At 71.4% G+C, this 20,287-nt stretch carries 19 protein-coding genes and 1 riboswitch; of the genes, 11 read left to right on the plus strand and 8 right to left on the minus strand.

Features of this window, described 5'->3' with window-relative positions; translation table 11 throughout:
- Positions 1 to 11 precede the first annotated feature (11 nt).
- Positions 12 to 168, minus strand: a riboswitch (SAM riboswitch).
- Positions 169 to 373: 205 nt separating this feature from the next.
- Together ACFYR3_RS26800 and ACFYR3_RS26805 are read left to right on the plus strand one after the other, a co-directional pair.
- Positions 374 to 1,318, plus strand: a complete 945-nt coding sequence (locus tag ACFYR3_RS26800) for a glucosyl-3-phosphoglycerate synthase (RefSeq protein WP_355841311.1) — start codon at positions 374 to 376, stop codon at positions 1,316 to 1,318.
- A 79-nt stretch (positions 1,319 to 1,397) separates the two neighbouring features.
- On the plus strand, positions 1,398 to 2,849 hold the full coding sequence (locus ACFYR3_RS26805; RefSeq protein WP_355841309.1) for a trehalose-6-phosphate synthase: 1,452 nt from the start codon (positions 1,398 to 1,400) through the stop codon (positions 2,847 to 2,849).
- Positions 2,850 to 3,083: 234 nt separating this feature from the next.
- Here ACFYR3_RS26805 and otsB read toward each other — a convergent pair whose 3' ends face one another.
- Entirely contained in the window at positions 3,084 to 3,938 is an 855-nt protein-coding gene (gene otsB / locus ACFYR3_RS26810; protein WP_355841307.1) for a trehalose-phosphatase, read from the minus strand.
- A gap of 113 nt (positions 3,939 to 4,051) precedes the next feature.
- Positions 4,052 to 4,279: a DUF3263 domain-containing protein gene (locus tag ACFYR3_RS26815; protein ID WP_328669776.1), complete on the minus strand. Its 228-nt coding sequence runs from the start codon at positions 4,277 to 4,279 to the stop codon at positions 4,052 to 4,054.
- Between the two features lie 194 nt (positions 4,280 to 4,473).
- Between ACFYR3_RS26815 and ACFYR3_RS26820 the strand changes: the two genes are divergently transcribed.
- From ACFYR3_RS26820 to ACFYR3_RS26835, 4 genes are all read left to right on the plus strand, one after another.
- The gene (locus tag ACFYR3_RS26820; protein WP_389284881.1) at positions 4,474 to 5,469 is read left to right on the plus strand and encodes an ROK family protein; all 996 of its coding nucleotides are present in this window, start codon (positions 4,474 to 4,476) and stop codon (positions 5,467 to 5,469) included.
- A gap of 7 nt (positions 5,470 to 5,476) precedes the next feature.
- On the plus strand, positions 5,477 to 6,661 hold the full coding sequence (gene nagA / locus ACFYR3_RS26825) for an N-acetylglucosamine-6-phosphate deacetylase (RefSeq protein ID WP_355841303.1): 1,185 nt from the start codon (positions 5,477 to 5,479) through the stop codon (positions 6,659 to 6,661).
- Between the two features lie 144 nt (positions 6,662 to 6,805).
- The gene (locus ACFYR3_RS26830) at positions 6,806 to 7,723 is read left to right on the plus strand and encodes a 1-phosphofructokinase family hexose kinase (protein ID WP_355841301.1); all 918 of its coding nucleotides are present in this window, start codon (positions 6,806 to 6,808) and stop codon (positions 7,721 to 7,723) included.
- 134 nt (positions 7,724 to 7,857) lie between these two features.
- Positions 7,858 to 8,214, plus strand: coding sequence for a peptidase inhibitor family I36 protein (locus tag ACFYR3_RS26835; protein WP_355841299.1), 357 nt, complete (start codon positions 7,858 to 7,860; stop codon positions 8,212 to 8,214).
- 104 nt (positions 8,215 to 8,318) lie between these two features.
- Here ACFYR3_RS26835 and ACFYR3_RS26840 read toward each other — a convergent pair whose 3' ends face one another.
- Both ACFYR3_RS26840 and cdgB read right to left on the minus strand, forming a co-directional pair.
- Positions 8,319 to 9,275: a carbohydrate-binding protein gene (locus ACFYR3_RS26840; protein ID WP_355841297.1), complete on the minus strand. Its 957-nt coding sequence runs from the start codon at positions 9,273 to 9,275 to the stop codon at positions 8,319 to 8,321.
- Between the two features lie 117 nt (positions 9,276 to 9,392).
- A complete protein-coding gene (gene cdgB, locus ACFYR3_RS26845; RefSeq protein WP_355841295.1) occupies positions 9,393 to 11,117 on the minus strand; it encodes a diguanylate cyclase CdgB in 1,725 nt (574 codons plus the stop codon).
- A gap of 482 nt (positions 11,118 to 11,599) precedes the next feature.
- Here cdgB and ACFYR3_RS26850 point away from each other — a divergent pair, with 482 nt between their 5' ends.
- Positions 11,600 to 12,163, plus strand: coding sequence for a flavin reductase family protein (locus ACFYR3_RS26850; protein ID WP_355841293.1), 564 nt, complete (start codon positions 11,600 to 11,602; stop codon positions 12,161 to 12,163).
- 88 nt (positions 12,164 to 12,251) lie between these two features.
- Here ACFYR3_RS26850 and ACFYR3_RS26855 read toward each other — a convergent pair whose 3' ends face one another.
- Together ACFYR3_RS26855 and arfB are read right to left on the minus strand one after the other, a co-directional pair.
- The gene (locus ACFYR3_RS26855; RefSeq protein ID WP_389284882.1) at positions 12,252 to 13,202 is read right to left on the minus strand and encodes a sigma-70 family RNA polymerase sigma factor; all 951 of its coding nucleotides are present in this window, start codon (positions 13,200 to 13,202) and stop codon (positions 12,252 to 12,254) included.
- 87 nt (positions 13,203 to 13,289) lie between these two features.
- On the minus strand, positions 13,290 to 13,718 hold the full coding sequence (gene arfB, locus ACFYR3_RS26860) for an alternative ribosome rescue aminoacyl-tRNA hydrolase ArfB (protein ID WP_355841289.1): 429 nt from the start codon (positions 13,716 to 13,718) through the stop codon (positions 13,290 to 13,292).
- 211 nt (positions 13,719 to 13,929) lie between these two features.
- Here arfB and ACFYR3_RS26865 point away from each other — a divergent pair, with 211 nt between their 5' ends.
- Entirely contained in the window at positions 13,930 to 14,505 is a 576-nt protein-coding gene (locus ACFYR3_RS26865; RefSeq protein ID WP_355841287.1) for a TerD family protein, read from the plus strand.
- Positions 14,506 to 14,683: 178 nt separating this feature from the next.
- On the opposite strand, the gene ACFYR3_RS26870 is transcribed toward ACFYR3_RS26865, so the two are convergent.
- A complete protein-coding gene (locus tag ACFYR3_RS26870) occupies positions 14,684 to 16,093 on the minus strand; it encodes a M1 family metallopeptidase (RefSeq protein ID WP_389284883.1) in 1,410 nt (469 codons plus the stop codon).
- 324 nt (positions 16,094 to 16,417) lie between these two features.
- On the opposite strand from ACFYR3_RS26870, the gene ACFYR3_RS26875 reads away from it, so the two are divergent.
- The gene (locus ACFYR3_RS26875) at positions 16,418 to 16,918 is read left to right on the plus strand and encodes a hypothetical protein (protein ID WP_355841283.1); all 501 of its coding nucleotides are present in this window, start codon (positions 16,418 to 16,420) and stop codon (positions 16,916 to 16,918) included.
- A gap of 72 nt (positions 16,919 to 16,990) precedes the next feature.
- Here ACFYR3_RS26875 and ACFYR3_RS26880 read toward each other — a convergent pair whose 3' ends face one another.
- Entirely contained in the window at positions 16,991 to 17,713 is a 723-nt protein-coding gene (locus ACFYR3_RS26880) for a pentapeptide repeat-containing protein (protein WP_355841281.1), read from the minus strand.
- 186 nt (positions 17,714 to 17,899) lie between these two features.
- On the opposite strand from ACFYR3_RS26880, the gene ACFYR3_RS26885 reads away from it, so the two are divergent.
- Complete coding sequence (locus tag ACFYR3_RS26885) at positions 17,900 to 19,066, plus strand: NAD(P)-binding protein (RefSeq protein ID WP_355841279.1); 1,167 nt, start codon at positions 17,900 to 17,902, stop codon at positions 19,064 to 19,066.
- A gap of 234 nt (positions 19,067 to 19,300) precedes the next feature.
- Entirely contained in the window at positions 19,301 to 20,281 is a 981-nt protein-coding gene (locus ACFYR3_RS26890) for a zinc-binding dehydrogenase (RefSeq protein WP_389284884.1), read from the plus strand.
- The last annotated feature ends 6 nt before the right edge of the window (positions 20,282 to 20,287 follow it).

Below are 20,287 nucleotides of genomic sequence, written 5' to 3' on the forward strand. Positions count from 1 at the left end.
GCGAGGCCCTTTCCTCATCTTCCTCACGACGCACTTCGCCGTGAGACGGATTTGGCACCTTCCCGAGCCGGGAGCCTCGCGACGCGATCGACATCGATCGGTACGAGACCGGCTGGAGGGTTGCCGGGGCTTCATCGGGCCGTATCCCTCTGCCCCTCTGGATGAGCGGTATTTGATTGTTGAACTGTTGAACGCGATACGTGCCGACGATCCAGGACATGCGATGGTCATCCGCGTTGTTCAAGACTGTAACCGAAGGCCAGGACAGTTGAGATAGTCGTCCGAACCGCGAGACGACGGCAATCGATCTGCCGCTGGCCGCAGCGGGCACGCCGATGAGAGCGTGTGATCAGACAGTGAGGAGCCGCAGACCGTGCTGAAAGAAGTCGAAAGCTGGCTGAGCACACGCTCCTGGTCCGTGACCGACCGCCCCCTCCACCGGCTCATGGCCGCGAAACGCATCACCGGGTCGACGGTCAGTGTCGTGCTGCCCGCGCTCAACGAGGAGGAGACGGTCGGCGAGATCGTCGCGATCATCCGCCACGACCTGATGCAGCAGGTGCCCCTCGTCGACGAGATCGTCGTCATCGACTCGGGCTCGACGGACCGTACCTCGGCGGTCGCCGCCGCCGCGGGCGCGCGTGTCGTGCACCGCGACGACATCCTCCCGCGGATTCCGGCCGTGCCCGGCAAGGGCGAGGTGCTGTGGCGGTCGCTGCTCGTGACGAGCGGGGACATCGTCTGTTTCATCGACGCGGACCTCAAGGAGTTCTCGTCCGACTTCGTCTCCGGAATCGTGGGCCCGTTGCTCACCGATCCCGGCGTCGATCTGGTCAAGGCCATGTACGACCGTCCGCTGGGCGGCGCCACCGGCCAGGGCGGCCGGGTCACCGAGCTGATGGCCCGCCCCCTGCTGAACATGCACTGGCCGCAGCTCGCGGGCTTCGTCCAGCCGCTCGGCGGCGAGTACGCGGCCCGCCGCTCGCTGCTCGAACAGCTCCCGTTCCCCGTCGGCTACGGCGTCGAACTGGGCATGCTCGTCGACGCCCTGCACCTGGTGGGCCTGGACGCCCTCGCCCAGGTCGACGTCGGCGTCCGCAAGCACCGCCACCAGGACGGCCAGGCGCTGGGCCGGATGGCCGCCGCGATCTACCGCACCGCGCAGCTCCGGCTGGCGCGCGGCCACCTGATCCGCCCCGCCCTCACCCAGTTCGAGCGCGGCCGGGACGGTTTCCAGCCGCGCACGTACTCGGTGGACACGGAGGAAAGGCCACCGATGACCGAAATCTCCGAGTACCAGCGGCGCAGGGCCGCGTAGACCAGCCCGACCGGCCGCGCGATCGCATACGGCCGAAGGGAACGTTTGAGCGTTTCGAGACGGGGCTAGGTTTCGAGGCATGGCTTCAACGCACGGTGCCCACCGGATTCTGGTCGCGTCCAACCGCGGCCCGATCACCTACGAGGTACGGGAGGACGACTCGCTGCACGCCCGGCGCGGCGGTGGCGGCCTCGTCTCGGGACTCTCGGCGATCGGGCCGGACGCGGGCGCCCTATGGGTGTGCTCGGCCCTCGGCGACGGCGACCGGGAGGCCGTACGGCGCGGAGTCGGCGAGGACGGCGTACGGATGCTGGCCATCGACGCCGAGGTGCACGCCGACGCGTACAACGGCATCGCCAACTCCGTGCTGTGGTTCGTCCACCACATGCTCTACCAGACCCCGCTGGAGCCGGTCTTCGACGCGGAGTTCCGGCGCCAGTGGGCGTCGTACCGGACCTACAACCGTGCCTTCGCCGAGGCGCTGGCCGAGGAGGCCGCAGAGGGCGCCTCCGTGCTGGTCCAGGACTACCACCTGTGCCTGGTGCCGGGCATGCTCCGCGAGCTGCGCCCCGACCTGCGCATCGGTCACTTCTCCCACACCCCATGGGCGCCCGAGGACTACTTCCGGATGCTCCCCGACGACATCCGCGCGGAGTTGCTGGACGGCATGCTCGGCGCCGACCGGCTGGCGTTCCTGACCTGGCGGTGGGCGACGGCCTTCATGCGCTGCGCGGGCGAGATCGACCCCGAGCGCTACCGCGTGACCCCGCCCTCGGAGGAGCCGCGGGCGGTCGAGCACCTGGACGGCGGCCCGCCCCGCCGGACCCGCGTCGGCGTGCACGGCCTCGGCGCGGACGCCGAGTTCCTGCGCGAGCGCTCGCACCGGGCGGACGTCGAGGAGCGGATGGCCGCGCTGCGCGAGGAGATCGGCGAGGGCCGCAGGACCGTCGTGCGCGTCGACCGGACCGAACTGTCCAAGAACATCGTGCGCGGAATGCTGGCGTACCGGCAGCTCCTCGACGAGCACCCGGAGTGGCGCGAGCGGGTCGTCCACGTGGCGTTCGCCTATCCCTCGCGGCAGGACCTCGCGGTGTACCGGGACTACACGGCCGAGGTGCAGCGTGTCGCCGACGAGATCAACTCCCAGTACGGGACGCCGGGTTGGACCCCGGTGGTGCTGCACGTGAAGGACGACTTCGCGCGCTCGCTCGCCGCGTACCGACTGGCCGACGTCGCCCTCGTCAACCCCATCAGGGACGGCATGAACCTCGTCGCCAAGGAGGTCCCGGTCGTCTCCGACGAGGGCTGTGTGCTGGTGCTCTCCCGGGAGGCCGGGGCGTACGAGGAGCTGGGCGAGGACGCGATCTCCGTGAACCCGTACGACGTGATCGGTACGGCCCGGGCGCTGCACGAGGCACTCGTCATGCAGCCGGGCGAACGGGCCGAGCGCACCAAGCGGCTGGCCGCCGCGGCCACCGCCCTGCCGCCGGCCCAGTGGTTCCTGGACCAGCTCCAGGCACTGGAGACCTGAGCACCGTCCAGCCCCTCCGGCTGGATCCCGGCTGCGGCTGCGGCTGCGGCTGCGGCTGCGGCTGCGGCTGCGGCTGCGGCTGCGATTTTCAGCCCCGGCCGGGGAAATTTCAGCCCCTCCGGCGTTTGAGGAGCGGGGGTCCGGGGGCGGAGCCCCCAGGGGCGGGACGGGTAGGGGCGGAGGGGCGAAACCAGTTTGCGGCCCACCCGCCCGCTCAGGCGGCGAGCGGCCGGGTCAGGTGAGGCGGGCCGCGAGAGCGGCGAGCAGGTGGACGACTCCGGCGGGGCCGTCCACCACCAGGTCGGCGCGTTCGGCGAGTTCGCCGACCTCGGAACTGCCACTGCACACCAGAAGTCCGGGTACGCCGTCGGAGCGGAGCTTGTCGACGGCGGCGAAGGCGGGCAGGTCGCCCAGGTCGTCGCCCGCGTAGAGGACCGCTTCGGCGCCGACCTCCCGGACGTACTCCATGAGGGCCACGCCCTTGTCCATGCCCGGCGGGCGCAGCTCCAGGACCATGCGGCCCGGCTCGACGATCAGGCCGTGCCGGGCGGCCAGTTCGGCCAGCGGCTCCCGGAGCGCCTCGAAGGCGGCCTGGGGGTCCTCGGCGCGGCGCGTGTGCACGGCGACCGCACGGCCCTTCTCCTCGATCCAGGTGCCCTGCCAGGCGCCGATCCGGTCGAGGAACCCCGGCAGTTCGGCGCGGACGGCGGCCACACCGGGGTGCGGTGCGGGGGCTGTGACGGTGCCGCTCACCGCGTCCCAGCGCTCGGCGCCGTAGTGGCCGAGGACGACGAGGTGCTCCAGTCCGGGAACCCCCGCGAAGCCGCCGTGGCGCACGGCCACGCCGGCCGGGCGGCCGGTGACCACGGCGACGGAGGCGACCTTGGGGGCGAGTGCCGCGAGGGCCGGGACCGCGTCGGGGTGCGCGCGGGCCCGGTCGGGGTCGGGGACGATGGGGGCGAGGGTTCCGTCGAAGTCGAGTGCGACGACCGTCCGGGTGGGGCGCGTGAGGATCGCCTCCAGAGCGTCGCGCCCGGCGGGGGTCACCGGGGCCGGCAAGGAGTCCTTGGATTCGGGGTGGCTGCCCATGGGTCGACCCTATCCGGGCGGCGGCGGGCGCACCCCTGACTCATGGCCGAGCGGGGGACCCGTGGGCCGGAAAGTCTCGGTCTCACGGCTTCGCCCGGCCGAATGCCCCGGCCTCACCGCTCGTCCCGGCGGGCCTCCCGCACCCGGCGCAGTCTGTTCACCGTCACCGGGTCGTGCGCCAGGGCCCTCGGGTCGTTCAGCAGCGCGTTGAGCAGCTGGTAGTAGCGGACCGGGGCGAGGCCCAGCTGTTCGCGTATGGCGCGCTCCTTGGCGCCCGGGCCGGGGAAGCCGCGGCGCTCCAGGGCGAGAATGCTCCGTTCGCGCGCGGGCAGTTCTTCCATGAACAGCACGGTAGCCCCCGGCACCGACAGGCGCCGGGGACGGGCACCGGAACAGGGATCGGCCGCGATTACCCCATCTGTTGCTGCATCCGTTGCTGCATCCGTTCTTGCGTCCGTCTCGGAATAGGGACATAAGGTCTGTACCACGTGAGTGGACTAGACCTCTCTGGGGGTAAAGGGCGACACTGTCCCCCGTGAGACATGTGATCGCCCTCGATGTGGGCGGCACCGGGATGAAGGCCGCCCTCGTCGGGGTGGACACCGAGCCTTCCCCGGGCCGCCCCGACGTGCCGCCGCCGCGGACCCCCGGGCACCCCGCGCTGCTGTACCAGACCCGCCGGGCGACCGGCCGTGAGCGCGGGCCCGACGCCGTCGTCGAGGACATCCTCGACTTCGCCGCCGAACTGCGCACGTACGGCGAGGAGCACTTCGGCGAGAGCGCCCTGGCGGCCGGTGTCGCCGTCCCCGGCATCGTCGACGCCGAGAACGGCATCGCCGTCTACGCCGCCAACCTCGGCTGGCGCGATGTACCGCTGCGCCGGCTGCTCGGCGAGCGACTCGGCGGCGTGCCCGTCGCGCTCGGGCACGACGTACGCACCGGCGGGCTCGCGGAGGGCAGGATCGGCGCCGGACAGGGAGCGGACCGCTTCCTCTTCGTCCCGCTGGGCACCGGCATAGCGGGCGCCATCGGCATCAACGGCCGCGTCGAGGAAGGCGCGCACGGCTTCGCGGGCGAGATCGGCCACATCGTCGTACGGCCCGGCGGATCCCCGTGCCCCTGCGGGCAGCGCGGCTGTCTCGAACGGTTCGCCTCCGCGGCGGCCGTCAGCCAGGCCTGGGCCGAGGCGTCCGGCGACCCGGAGGCGGACGCGGCGGACTGCGCCAAGGCCGTCGAGTCGGGCGATCCGAGGGCGCGGGCCGTCTGGCAGGAGGCCGTCGACGCGCTCGCCGACGGCCTGGTCACCGCGCTCACCCTGCTGGACCCGCGCATCCTGATCATCGGTGGCGGGCTCGCCGAGGCGGGGGAAACCTTGTTCACACCCCTGCGGGCCGCGGTCGAGCGACGCGTCACCTTCCAGAAGCTGCCGTCGATCGTCCCCGCGGCCCTCGGGGACACCGCCGGTTGCCTCGGTGCCGGGCTCCTCGCCCGGGACCTCCTGAACACCACTCCTACGACTCCCCGGAGGTAACCACCCGATGGCCCCTAGCAAGGTTCTCGCCGGCGCCCGGGTGGTACTGCCCACCGGGATCGTGCACGACGGCCGCGTGATCATCGACGGTCCGCGGATCGCCGACGCGGGTGACCCCTCGGCACAACCTGCCGGAGTCCTTGGGGGAGCCCCCGCGGACACGCCGGTGACCGACCTGTCCGGCCACTGGGTGGTCCCCGGCTTCGTCGACATCCACAACCACGGCGGTGGTGGCGCCTCCTTCACCTCGGGAACGGTCGAGGACGTCTTGCGGGGCATCCACACCCACCGTCGGCACGGCACCACGACCGTCGTCGCCTCGACGGTCACCGGTGACATGCACGGCCTCGCCGAGCGCGCAGGGATGCTCTCCGAACTGGCCGAGCAGGGCGATATCGCGGGCATCCACTTCGAGGGCCCGTTCATCTCGCCCTGCCGCAAGGGCGCGCACTCCGAGGAACTGCTGCGCGACCCGGACCCGGCGGAGGTCCGCAAGTTGATCGACGCGGCGCGCGGCCGGGCCGCCATGGTCACGCTCGCCCCCGAACTGCCGGGCGGCCTCGACTCCGTACGCCTGCTCGCCGAACACGGGGTGATCGCCGCGATCGGGCACACCGACGCGACGTACGAGCAGACGCAGGCGGCCATCGACGCGGGTGCGACCGTGGCCACGCACCTGTTCAACGCGATGCCGGCGCTCGGACACCGCGCGCCGGGCCCCATCGCCGCGCTCCTGGAGGACGAGCGGATCACCGTCGAGCTGATCAACGACGGTACGCATCTGCACCCCGCCTCGCTGGAGCTGGCGTTCCATCACGCGGGTCCCGGCCGGGTCGCGTTCATCACCGACGCGATGGACGCGGCGGGCTTCGGCGACGGCCGCTACATGCTCGGCCCGCTGGAGGTCGAGGTCGCGGACGGCGTGGCCCGCCTGGTGGAGGGCGGTTCGATCGCGGGCTCCACGCTCACCCTCGACCGCGCCTTCCAGCGCGCGGTGACGGTCGACAGGCTGCCGGTCGAGGACGTCGTGGCTGCCATCTGCGCCAACCCCGCCCGCCTGCTGGGACGGTACGACCGGGTGGGCTCCCTGGAACCGGGCAAGGACGCGGACCTCGTCGTCCTCGACGCCGAGTTCAACCTCAAGGGCGTGATGCGCGGCGGAGAATGGGTGGTCGATCCCCAACTGGGGTGATTCACACCTTTGTTGTCTACGGCGGTTGGCCCGGGGGGACTGGGCCGACCGCCGCTGCGTTTGGCATGATCGAGCCTCCGGAACCACCGGCGGGCGCCCGACCGGCGTCCACGTCACAGAACTCTTCGGGGGAGGTCGGCCCAGGTGATCCTCACGGTCACGCTGAACACCGCTCTCGACATCACCTATCGGGTGCGGGCGCTGCGGCCGCACAGCTCGCACCGGGTGACCGAGGTGACCGAACGTCCGGGCGGCAAGGGGCTGAACGTGGGGCGGGTGCTCGCCGCGCTCGGCCACGAGGTGACGGTCACCGGGTTCACGGGCGGCGCGACCGGCCGCAAGGTGCGGGACCAACTGGCCGGGACCGCCGGGGTGGCGGACGCGCTCGTCCCGGTGGAGGGATCGACGCGCCGCACGATAGCCGTGGTCGACACGACGACCGGTGACACGACTCAGTTCAACGAACCGGGACCGGCAATAGCCCCCGCCGAGTGGTCGGCCTTCCAGGAGACGTACGAGCACCTGCTGCGCTCCGCCTCGGCGGTGGCCCTGTGCGGCAGCCTGCCGCCGGGGGTACCGGTGGGCGCCTACGCGGGGCTGGTGCGCACGGCACGGACCGCCGGCGTCCCCGTCCTGCTGGACACCAGCGGGGAGCCGCTGCGGCGCGGGGTCGCCGCGCGCCCCGACATCGTCAAGCCGAACGCCGACGAACTGGCCGAACTCACCGGCTCCCACGAACCGTCGCGCGCCACCCAGGACGCCCGGCGGCGAGGGGCGCGCGCCGTCGTCGCCTCACTGGGCCCGCACGGCCTGCTGGCGGTCACCCCGGAGGGCTGCTGGCGCGCCGTCCCACCCGCCCGGGAACTCGGCAACCCGACCGGCGCGGGCGACTCGGCGGTGGCCGGCCTGCTCTCCGGCCTGGTGGAACAACTTCCCTGGCCGGACCGCCTCATCCGCGCGGTCGCCCTGTCGGCAGCCACTGTGCGGTCCACGGCGGCGGGCGACTTCGACCGCGCGACCTACGAGAAACTCCTGGCGTGCGTGTCGGTGACGGCGTCGTGAAAGCTTTGCAATCCTCACCGGATATGGCCGCCTAGCAGTTTGGCCGAAAAGTACCTTCCCCTCGCATCGGCCGGACGGTCGGATGATCATTGTTCGCTACACCGACCAATAGCGAAAAACATAGGGGAATTCACATGAACTCGCTCAGGAAGAACCTGACGATGATGGCTGTGACCGGCGCATTGCTGGGCGGAGCCTTTGCCACACCGGCTGCGGCGGCTGATCCCAACACCTGCCCGCAAGGGAAGATCTGCGGATGGTCGGGGAAGAACAGGACCGGCACCAGGACCGTCATCTCCGAAACGCCCGGGTGCTATCCGTTCACCACCGCCCGGTCCGTCTCGAACCAGACGTCCTATCGCGTCGAGTTCTGGCACATCACCCCGGGCACCGGCTGCGGCGTCGGCACCCGGCTGGTCACTCTGCAGCCGCACACCTACTCGGACAACCCCGGATCCACCGTTACGGGGATTGAAGTCTACGGGCGTTAGTGCCGCGGCCTTCATACCGGCGGCCGATCCCGAGGTACGACGACGGTGCCACCGCCCATGACGGGCGGTGGCACCGCGCTCAAGCGTCCAGTACCGTCAGGTCCTTATTTCAGGTAGAGCTGGTCGAAGAGCGCGTCGCACTGATTGCCCTCATTGCAAGCTATCTCGATGACGTTGGTCCCCTTGTTCAGGGAGACCGGAGCCCACGTGCTCTGCCAGCCCTTTTCATAGTCCCCCTTCGGGGAACCGATGAAATTCTTCAGACCGAGTGGCTGGTTGTTCGCTTTGCCGTTCACCGTGAGCGTCGCATTGGCATCGGCACCGGGAATGCTGTACCGCGCGTACAGCCGGAAGTCCCCTGCCTTCTGGATGCCGCTCACCGTCCAGGTCACCTTGGCACCGACCTGGTTGAAGCCGCTCACATAGAACCCGCCGTCGGCCTGGGCGCCCTTCACATCCGAGGCGAGAGAGGCGCCGCCGTCCAGTCGCAGCGCCTTCGCGTCGATCTTGGGGAGCTCCGCGGGCGTGTCGGACCCCTTCGTCTCCGACTCTGTCGGGGACGCGCTCTGGGAGGTCGAGGAGGTCGGGTCGGCCTGGTTGCCGCCCTTGTCGTCGTCCCCGCCACCGAGCATGGCGACGCTGATGCCGATCACGACCGCGGCGACCACGGCGATCGCGCCGATGAGGAGGCCCTTGGTGTTCGGGCCACGGCCGCGCCCGCCGCCGTCACCGTGACCGGGCATCGGCGTCCGCGCCGTCTGCGCGCCGCCGGGAACGGTCTCGGGGGCTCCGTAGTGCGCGTTCTGCTGGCCGTAGCCGGCCTGCTGCGGCACCTGGCCGTACGGGGCGGTCGGGGCGGCCTGCTGGCCGTAGGTGCCCTGGGCGGTCTGCTGGCCGTACTTGCGCTCGCCGACCGCCCGCACCCGGTTGACCGAGCCCGGGTAGCCGTAGCCGCCGCCTCCAGAGGGCGGCGTGGCTCCGTTGGCCTGACCGTCGGCGTACAGATAGCCGAACGGGTCGTCGTCCTCGGGCGTGCTCGCGCCGTTGTTGCCGGGCGTCATCCCTTGGTCTCCTCAGCGGGTGCGGTACTGATGCGGTACACGAATGAATGGCGAGCCTACCCGGTTTCGCTGGGCCGAACGGGGGGCCTCCACCGCATCAACCTACTGACCTGTGCCTTATCCCGCACGCCTGTGCTGTTTGGGACGAGAACGTTTCTCGACATACATCCGTTCGTCAGCGGATTTCAACACCTCGTCCGCCGTCATGCCGCAGTGGGCCCAGCCGATGCCGAAGCTCGCGCCCACCCGGACGGCCCGCCCATCGACCCTGATGGGAGGGATGATCGCGTTCCGCAGGCGTACCGCGAGGTCCTGGGCGTCCGCCCGGCCGAGACCGTCGGCGAGCACCACGAACTCGTCGCCGCCGAGCCGGGCCACCGTGTCGCCGTCCCGGACCCCGTGGGTCAGGCGCCGGGCGACCTCGATGAGAACCTCGTCACCCGCGTTGTGCCCGAACCGGTCGTTGATCGACTTGAAGCCGTCGAGGTCGCAGAAGAGCACCGCGAGTCCCTTGGCGCCGTCGTCCGTCTCACCCTCCGGGGCGATGGTGTGCACGTGATGGTCGAAGGCTTCGAACGCCTCGGCGCCGGCCCGGAAGTCGAAGCCGTGCCCGTTCCCGTCGTAGGCGGGGTGGCCGTTGTCGTCGTACTCACCGGTCGTCAGTTCCGCGAAGTCCGCGTGCCCGTACGCCGCGTCCAGCGAGGCGACCGCGCCGGGCGGCAGGGACTGCGGGCGCTGACAGAGACGGGCGCCGAGCCTGGAGCGAAGCTCGGCGGAGTTGGGCAGGCCGGTGAGAGCGTCGTGCGAGGCACGGTGCGCGAGCTGGAGCTCACGGCGCTTGCGGTCCTCTATGTCCTCGACGTGGGTAAGGAGGAAGCGGGGGCCGTCGGCGGCGTCCGCGACGACGGAGTTGCGCAGGTGGACCCAGACGTAGGTGCCGTCGCGGCGCCCGAGCCGCAGCTCGGCCCGGCCGCCCTCGGCGGAGGTCCGCAGCAGGGTGCCGATGTCCTCGGGGTGCACGAGGTCGGAGAAGGAGTAGCGGCGCATCGCGGAGGCGGGCCGGCCGAGGAGCCGGCACAGGGCGTCGTTGGTGCGCAGGATGCGGCCGTGCTGGTCGCCGCCCATCTCGGCGATGGCCATGCCGGAGGGGGCGTACTCGAAGGCCTGCCGGAAGGACTCCTCGCTGGCGCGCAGGGCCTGCTGCTCGCGCTCCAGGCGGACCAGGGCGCGCTGCATATTCGCACGTAGACGCGCGTTGCTAATCGCGATCGCGGCCTGGAAGGCGTACATCTGGAGCGCCTCTCGGCCCCAGGCGCCCGGCCTGCGGCCGTTGCGCGGCCGGTCCACGGACAGCACGCCGATCAGCTCGCCGTGGCCGCTGCCGCCACTGCCGCCGCCGCTGGAGGTGCTCGGGGTGTACATCGGCGCGAAGAGGCGGTCGGAGGGGTGCCACTCGTCCTCGAAGCGGGGCGCGGGACCGTCGGTGTACCACTGCGGTACGTCGTCCTCGTCGAGGACCCAGCCCTCGGTGTGCGGTATGAACCGGAGGTCGCCCCAGGCCTCGCCCATGGTCAGCCGGCGGTCCCAGGAGGTGCGGGACCCGACGCGGCCGGTGATGAGGGCTTCGGCGGCGGAATTACCGGCGAGAGCGGCGACGACGAGGTCGCCGTCGGGGCGTACGAGGTTGACACAGGCCAGCTCGTAGCCGAGCCCGGTGACCACGCCGTCGGCGACGGTCTGCAGCGTGTCGGCCAGGCTGCGGGCGGTGTTCATGTCCGCCATCACCTGGTGCAGCTGCCGCAGGGTCGCAAGACGGACGTAGGGCTCCGACTCGGTCTCCATTCGCCCTCCCCTCGAGACCTCGCAGCAACTCCAGGGTTCTCTCGGCGTACTAGGTGCTCTTCGGTTCCGTACTGACTGCTCGGCGCTTCCTGTGAACCGCTTCACGCCGTACTGCTTGGTAGCTTCCTGCGTAACGCCCCCGCCACTGAATCACAGCGCGCTCCGCACTCGGTACACAGGGTCAACAAAATATGGCCCCTGTGACTCAAGTCACAACGGAACATGAGCAATTGAGTGGAGTTTCTGCATTTCAGTGTGCGTTTATCGAATGCATTATTGGACGACTGTGCAGAACCTGTGCACTCTTGCGCCCACTGAATGAGTACGGATGAGAGTACGGGCGTCCCTGTCTCCACTTCCGTCCACCCCGCCCCAGCTCCGTTCCCGGCTCCGTTCCCGGCTGCTCTCCGTCCCCGGACCTAGGTCCCGGTTCGGGCCGAGGTCCGATGCGCCGCCCCCGGAGCGGAGACTAGCGTTTCGGCGTGCTCACGACTCCCCCCGCCCTGCCCGTCACCCCGTCCGTGCATGCTGAGGGGGTGAGCAACGACGAGTTCCGCGCCGCCATGACCCGGCTGGCCGCGGGTGTGGTCCTGGTGACCGCGCACGAGCCCGCGCTGGCCCCGGACGGACCGGGCGGCGAGGACGTCGGCATGACCGCGACCGCGTTCATGTCCGTCTCCCTGGACCCGCCGCTCGTCCTGGTCAGCCTGCGCGAGGGCTCCCGGATGGACGACCTGCTCGACGAACAGCCCCTGTGGGGCGTCTCCGTGCTCTCGGAGAGCCAGCGCCACATCGCGGGCCGCTTCTCCATGAAGGGCCGCATCAGTGACCGGCTCCTCTTCGAGGACATCCCGTACGTCCGCGGCGAGACGTCCGGGGCGCTCCTGATGGGCGGCGCCCTGGCGACCCTGGAGTGCCGCACCGAACAGCGGATCCCCGCCGGCGACCACACCCTCGTCATCGGCCGCGTCCTGACGGCCCACGTGCCGAGCGCGGACGGCGGCCCCCTGACGTACTTCAAGGGCCGCTACCGGCAACTGGGCTGAGGCGGCCGGAGCGGCCTCCAGTACGACCCGCCGGCCGAAGGGAGCCGACCGGCTCGGCGGGCAGGTCCGGTGACGACGGCCGACCGGTTCAGCGGTCCAGGACCGTGACGTCGAGGACCGCCAGTCGCTCCGGGTCGTTGACGATGTCGATCACGGCGATCCTGCCGTGTACGACCGTGAAGGCGAGAACACCGGCCGGGTGTCCGTCGACGACCACGACGACACCCGCGACGCCGTTCACGAGGGCGGGCCGCGCGATATGGGCCAGCCGCGCGAAGCTGCTCGCGTTGGACGCCACGGCGACGGCGCCGGCCGTCACACCCCGCTCCGAGCGGGCCACGACATCCGGGTCCAGGACGGCGACCAGCGCCTCGAAGTCGCCGTCGCGGGCCGCCGCGAGAAACGCATCGACGACCTCCCGCTGCTGGGCCGGATCGGCGTCCGACACCGGCGCGCCGCCCTGCACCCGGCGGCGGGCCCGGCTGGCCAGCTGACGGGAGGCCGCGGGCGTCCGCCCCAGGACGGTCGCGATCTCGTCGAACGGCACGGCGAACAGGTCGTGCAGAACGAAGGAGAGCCGCTCGGCGGGCGTCAGCGTCTCCAGGACGACGAGCAGCGCGAGGCCGACCGAATCGGCGAGCAGTGCCTCCTGTTCCGGGTCCACCCCGCTGAGGGGACTGAGCACCGGATCGGGCATCCGCACCCCTTGCCACTCCGCCGCCGGCTCCAGCTGCTCCTCCCTCCGGGCCCTGCGCGATCGCAACATGTCCAGGCAGACCCGGCCCACCACGGTCGTCAACCAGCCCCCGAGATTGCCGACCCCGCTCGCGTCGGCGCGGCTGAGCCTCAACCACGTCTCCTGCACCGCGTCGTCGGCCTCGGCGAACGAGCCGAGCATGCGGTAGGCGACGGCGCGCAGACGACTGCGGTGGCTCTCGAACCGCGCGGCGAGGACCTCGATGCCGTCCTGCGCGTGCGCTCCCCCGCCGTCCGCCGTCCGCGCGTCCTTCGGGAAGTCCTCGTGGGCGCTGTCGCTCATCGCCGGTCACCACTCCTTGTCGCGGTCCGTCATGGAAGTGACGGACCACGCGCCGGAGATGTGACAGCCGGCCGGGGAGCGGGGGTCCTAGCCCCAATCGCGGCCGGTGCGGCCGCGCTTGGTGTCGGAGCGCTGCTTCTTCTCGCGCAGGCGGCGTTCGTTGATGCCCCGGGGGATGCGGGTGGCGCGGCGCGGCTTGGGCGGCGGCGCGGTGGCCTCGGCGAGAAGGGAGGCGAGGCGTACGGCCGCCGTCTCGCGGTTGCGCCACTGGGAGCGGTGCTCGGAGGAGCGGACGCTGATGACCCCGTCGACGAGCCGGCCCTCCAGCTTCGCGAGGGCGCGGTCCTTCCACACGGGCGGCAGCGCCTCGGTGTTCGCGAGGTCGAAGCGGAGCTCGACCTGCGAGTCGCTGGTGTTGACGTGCTGCCCGCCCGGCCCGCCGGAGCGCGAGAAACGCCACATGAGCTCGGCCTCGGGCAGGGAGACGGAGCCGCGGATGACATAGGGACCGGACATGTGTTCATGGTCGCGTGCCCGGCCGGTCCGCGTCACCCGGTTTTCGGCGTCTCTCGGGGTGAAGCACGTCTCTCGGGGTGAAGAGGGGAGTCTGGGTAAAAAAGGTAAAGACAGGCGGAACCTCGAGTACCCCCCTTGGCGTTCATAGAGGTGACGGTAGCTTCGTCCCCAGTACGAAGCCCGTACGTCACGAGGGAAGGGACTCCCAACAATGGCTGTAAGCCTGTCCAAGGGTGGCAACGTCTCGCTCACCAAGGAGGCTCCGGGCCTGACCGCCGTCACCGTGGGCCTTGGCTGGGATGTCCGCACCACCACGGGCACCGAGTTCGACCTCGACGCCTCGGCCATCGCGGTCAACCCCCAGGGCAAGGTCTACTCGGACGCCCACTTCGTCTTCTTCAACAACAAGCAGACCCCGGACCAGAGCATCGTCCACACCGGTGACAACCGGACGGGTGAGGGCGCCGGCGACGACGAGGCGATCAACGTCAACCTGGCGGGCCTCCCCGCCGACGTCGAGAAGATCGTCTTCCCGGTCTCCATCTACGACGCGGAGACCCGCACGCAGAACTTCGGCCAGGTCCGCAACGCGTACATCCGCATCGTGAACCAGGCCGGCGGCGCCGAGATCGCCCGCTACGACCTCTCCGAGGACGCGGCCACCGAGACCGCCATGGTCTTCGGCGAGCTCTACCGCAACGGCGCGGAGTGGAAGTTCCGCGCGGTCGGCCAGGGCTACGCCTCGGGCCTGGCTGGTATCGCGCAGGACTTCGGCGTCAGCATCTGATCCTGAGCACCCGCACGACGAGAAGAGCCCCCGGACTTCGGCCGGGGGCTCTTCTCGTGAGGCCGCCCCACCCGCCCCACCCGCGATGCCCTCGACACCCGGCAACCGAACCGGTCGCGGCACCCGGAGACCGTGCTCCGTGATGCCGGCAGCTGCGCCCCGCACGGTGCCCGGCGGCTCACGGATGGGCCGGCTTGCCCTTTCCGTACAGCCAGGTCTTCCAGATTCCGCTGAAGTCCTTGTCCGGCGCGCTCTTCTCGACGTACGCGGTGAAGTCGGCCGTGTCCGCGTTCGCGTGGCGACGGGTGGCGGCCCAGCCCTGGATGATGTCGTAGAAGGTGTCGTCGCCCACCAGTCGGCGAATCTTGTGCAGGACCATCGCGCCGCGGTAGTAGACGGGCGGGTCGGAGATCTGCGCGGCGCCGGGCGGGTCGGCGGGCGGGAAGGCCCAGATCTCCTTGCTGTCGACCGGTTCGTAATAGTCGCCCTTGTAGAGGGAGTTGAAGATCTCGTCGGCCGTGTCGCCGCCGTGGTCCTCCTGCCACAGCCACTCCGCGTAGGTGGCGAACCCCTCGTTGAGCCACATGTCCCGCCAGGACTTCGGGGTGACCGAGTCGCCGAACCACTGGTGGGCCAGTTCGTGGACCAGGGTCTTGGTGTCGGGGGCGCCTGGGAAGACGGGGCGCGTCTGGGTCTCCAGGGCGTAGCCCGCGTCGTCGGCGCGGTCCACGATCGCCCCGGTGGAGGAGAAGGGGTACGGGCCGAAGTTGTACTCCTCCCAGTCCATGATCTCGGGGATCCCCCCGAGCACCTTCCTGCTGGCCTGCGTCTGGGTCGGGTCCACCGCCACGTAGACCGGCAGCCCCTTCTTCGTCGTGGAGCGGGTGATGTCGTATCTGCCGATCGCGAGCGTCGCCACATAGCTCGCCATGGGTTCGGCCGTGTGCCAGGCGTACGTCGTACGGCCCTTCGCGGTCGTCTCGCTCCTCAGCTCACCGTTGGAGACGGCCTGGAGACCCTCCGGGACGGTGATCCTGACGTCGTACGCCGCCTTGTTGAAGGGGTGGTGGTTGCCGGGGAACCAGGCCATCGACCCCGTGGGCTCCCCGAGGGCGAGGGCGCCGTCGGCCGTGCGCAGCCAGCCCTCCTTGGAGGTGTCGGGGTCGGTGATCGTCTCGGGGGTGCCGGAGTAGCGGACCGTCGTACTGAACGTCTCCCCCTTGTCGAGGTCGTCGTGCGGGCGCACGGTCAGCTCCTGGCCCGCCCGGCTCCAGCCGGCGCTCCGGCCCTCGACGGTGATGTCGGAGACGTGCAGTCCCAGCAGGTCGAGACGGAAGGCGCTGAGGTCCGTCAGGGCCCGCGCGGTGATGTCGGCCGTCCCCGTCAGCCGCCTGGCCCGGGGGTCGTAGGAGAGGGTGAGTCCGTAGTGCGTGACGTCGTACCCGCCATTGCCCATCTTCGGGAAGTACGGGTCGCCGACACCGGCCGCGCCGGGCTTTCCGTGCACGTCGTCCCCGCCGCAGGCGGTGAGGCCGGCGACGAGCGTGAGGGCCAGGGCAAAGGGGACGGTGACGGAAGATCGGGGCACATCCGCGATCCTAGGCCGCCACTCCCCCCGCGGGCGGGGCAAGTCGTCCCCACCGGCCGCACTCCCCCGAAGCCGGCCGGAAAACGCCGCCCCGGTGGCACCGGCTCGGCGGACGCCCCCGCCCCCGCGTCCCCGGTCGGCTCCGGACCCCGCCCCGCTGCTCCAGAACGGCCCTGAACACTCAGGCCCCATCCCCAGGAACAGTGCTGAACCAGCCCTCCGGCCCCACCCCCAGAACAGCCCCGACCCCCGGGCCCGCTACCCGAGGGCGGCCGGAAACCGACGGGCGGGAAGCGGTACGCCCGGCGTGACACCATCACCTACGTGCTCGACATCGGCTACGCCCTCTCCAACCGCTTCCCCGACCCCCCGCAGACCGACTACCGCCGCGCGGACGTCCACGCGCTGCGGCACGACCTGTTCTGCGGCGACGTCTACCTCGCCGACACCAAGGCGGACCGAGAGGTGTCCACGGGCTGGGGATGGGTGCCGGTGCTCGACTTCGCGTGGGCACTGTGCGACATCGTGGAGCAGCTCGACCGCGACCCGCTCGGCAGCCGGGCCTCCCGCCCCCAGCAGGCGGAACTGGACTTCACGGAGTCGACCGACCGCATGCTCTTCGAGCGCCGCTTCGGCTGGGTGGACGTCGAGGCCGACTGGATGCATCGCGACGAGGAGCCGCTGACCTTCTCCCACACCGAGCTCCGCCGCGAGGCCCGTGACTTCCTGCACGACCTGCTCGCGGACCTCACCGACCTGCACGACGACCTCGCCGAGAACCCGGCGATCTGGACTCTGCAGGCCCGCTTCCCCCGCGTCTCCTAGTCCCCGTCCGAACCCGGCCTTCCAGCCCACGCCGACGTTCCCCGGGAATCCCGGGGACTGCCGAGGAAGGTCTCAGACCTCCTCCGCGCCGCCGTCCACCCGGACCCCCAGCGCCGCCGCCAGCACCGGTGCCAGGTCCAGGAGCTGGGCCGTGCTGATGACCGCTCCCGCGAGCCGGTCCACGCCCCGCGCGATGTCCAGCTCCGCCGCCGCGCGCAGGTCCACGTCCACGAGGGTGGCCTCGGTGAGGTCCGCCCCCTTCAGTACGCAGTCCACGAACTCCACCCGCTCCAGGCGGGCGCCCCCGAAGTCCGGCTCGACCAGGACACAGCCCTCGAACACGACGTCCTTGAGTCTCGCCTTGCGCAGATTCAGATAGTCGATCTTCCCGCCGCGCACGACCACCCGCTCCAGGACGGAGCCGTGCAGCTGCACTCCGCCGAGGCGGGCGTCGATCACCTCGACGTCACGAAGCGTCGACTCGGCGAGATCGGTGCCCACACCCCGTATGCCCGTCAGGACCGAGTCCAGCACGCGCGCGTGGTGCAGCCGCGTCTCGTCCAGCGCGCAGCCCGTCAGGGCGCAGTCCATGAAGCGGGCTCCCCCGCCGTCCTGTCCGGCGAAGTCCGCGTCCCGGAACTCCAGCCCGTCGTAGTCGCCGTCCGGCTCCAGCTCCGCGCCGTCGTGCGGCTCCAGCACCGGCAGCCGCACCTCCGGCCGCCGTGCCGCCTTCGGTCCCGTCCCCGGCGCCTTCGCACCCGTCCCGCCGCGCCCGCCCGCCGCTCTCCTCGCCATGCCCCCATCCTGCCCGCACCCACTGACAATCCGCGCCGACCTGCGAGAACTCCCCGCATGTCACATTCCGGGCCCTCGACCCGTCGTACGCACAGGAAGGCCTGCTGTCGGAGCACCACCGGACGCCGAGCATCGGCCCCCGAGATCGACCCTGAGATCGACCCCGAGCAGAGGAGACCTCCAGCCATGCATCGCATCACCGTCATCGGCGGCGGCTTCGCCGGACTCACCGCCGCCATCACCGCCGCCGAGGCGGGCGCAAAGGTCACCGTGTACGAAGCGCACCACACCCTCGGCGGGCGGGCCCGGACCGCCGAGGGGCCGTACCGGACGAACGAGGGTCCGCACGCCCTCTACAGCGCCGGGCCGCACTGGACCTGGCTCAAACAGCGGGACCTGATCGGGGCGCTCGCCCCGATCCCGCCCCTGGAGGCCGCCCGGCTGCGGCTGCGTCACAAGGGGGCGCTGCGCCGCACCCCGCCCTTCGCGATGCTCAAGCTGCTGCGCCGCTCCTGCCAGCAGGCTCCCGCGGACGTCGACTTCATGACCTGGGCGACCGGGCAGGCCGGCGCGGAGGGCGCGCGGGCCGCCGCCCACTACTCCGCCGTCGCCCTCTTCCACCACGATCCCGGTTCGCTGTCAGCGGCGTTCGTGCAGGAGCGGCTGCGGCGGGCCATGAAACTGCCGACGGAGGCGAACTGCCCCCGGGGCGGCTGGGCGAACGTCATCGACCGGATGGCGGGGCGGGCCTGGAACCTCGGCGTACGGATGGAGACGCTGGCCCGGGTGGACGCCGTCCCCGCGGACCGGGGCCCGGTCATCGTCGCCACCTCGCTCGACGCCGCCCGCCGCCTCCTCAAGGACGCGTCGCTGACCTGGACGAGCGGCCGTACCGCCCTCGTCGACCTGGCGTTGCGGAGCCGCCGCGGCGACGCGTTCGCCGTCTCCGACCTGGACGCGCCGGGCTGGATCGAACGGTTCACCGCCCGGGACCGCACCCTCGCCCCGGCCGGGGAGCAGCTCCTCCAGGGGCAGATCCCGATCGCCCCGGGCGAGACCGGGGCGCACGGCGTGGCCCGCGCCGAGCAGCTGCTCGACCTCGCCTTCGAGGGCTGGCGCGAGCGGGTCACCTGGCGGCGCGCGAGCGTCGCGAACGGCCGTACGGGCGCGGTCGACCTGCCCGGCACGAGCTGGCGGGACCGCCCGCGCATCGACCGCGGTGACGGCGTCTATCTCGTGGGCGACCAGGTCGCCGCCCCCGGAGTGCTCTCGGAGGTGTCCTTCAACAGCGCGATGGAGGCCGTGGCGCTGGCCCTGCGCATCCGGGAGCGCCTTGACCTCAAGCGAGCTTGAGGTTGAAAAGTGGTTACTCCACCGACCTCGCGAGGTGCCCTCACGGGCCTCACGGACCTGCGGGGCCTCACGGGCCTTGCGGGCCTCGTAGATCTCGCAGATCTCGCAGATCTCGCAGATCTCGCAGATCTCGCAGACGTCAGAGATCTCGCAGATCTCGCAGATCTCGCAGACGTCAGAGATCTCGCAGATCTCGCAGATCTCGCAGATCTCGCAGATTTTGAGGAGTTCCCGATGTACGCGATCCGCCTGCACGCCTTCGGTCCCGCCGAGAATCTCGTCCACGAGCGGACCGAGGACCCCGAGCCGGGGCCAGGACAGGTCCGTATCGCCGTGGCCGCCGCCGGCGTCCACCTCCTGGACACCGCCCTGCGCGCGGGCATGCGGGGCGGCCCGGCTCCCGCGCCCACCCTGCCGACCGTCCCCGGCCGCGAGGTCGCCGGAACCGTCGAGTCCCTCGGCGAGGGCGTCGCCGGACTCTGGCTCGGCAGACGCGTCGTCGCCCACCTCGGCTTCGCCCCCGGCGGCTACGCCGAGCTGGCCGTCACGGACGTCGAGCGCCTCCACGACATTCCCGCGAACCTCGACTTCGCGCAGGCCGTCGCCATGGTCGGAACGGGCCGTACGGCCATGGGGATCGTGCAGTTCGCCGAGTTCGGCCCCTCCTCGGTGGTCGTCGTACCCGCGGCCGCGGGTGGCATCGGCACGCTCCTCGTGCAGTACGCGCACCACGCGGGCGCGACCGTGGTCGGCCTCGCGGGCGGCCCGGAGAAGGTGGCGCGGGCCCGCGCGAACGGCGCCGATCCGGCCGTCGACTACACCGACCCCGGCTGGCCGGAGAAGGTCCGCGCGCACCTCGGCGGCCGGGCGGCGACCGTCGTGCTCGACGGCGTCGGCGGCGATGTCGCCCGGGAAGCCATCGGACTGCTCGGCCCCGGCGGCCGGCACATCGTCTTCGGCTGGTCCGGCGAGGGCATCCGCGGCGGCTCCCCGTACCTCGTGGAAGGGGTGTCCGAGCAGGTGCTCGGCCCCGTGATGATGCGGAAGGCCGGCGGACCCGACCCCGTACGAACCCTGGAACTGCGGGCCCTGGCCGAGGCCGCGGCCGGACGCCTCACCCCGGCCGTCACCCGCTTCCCCCTCGCCGAGGCGGCCTCGGCGCACCGAGCCCTGGAGGACAGGGCAACGATCGGAAAGGTGGTGCTGGAACCATGACCGCGA

The sequence above is a fragment of the Streptomyces sp. NPDC005784 genome (genome assembly GCF_042871525.1).
GTDB lineage: Bacteria > Actinomycetota > Actinomycetes > Streptomycetales > Streptomycetaceae > Streptomyces.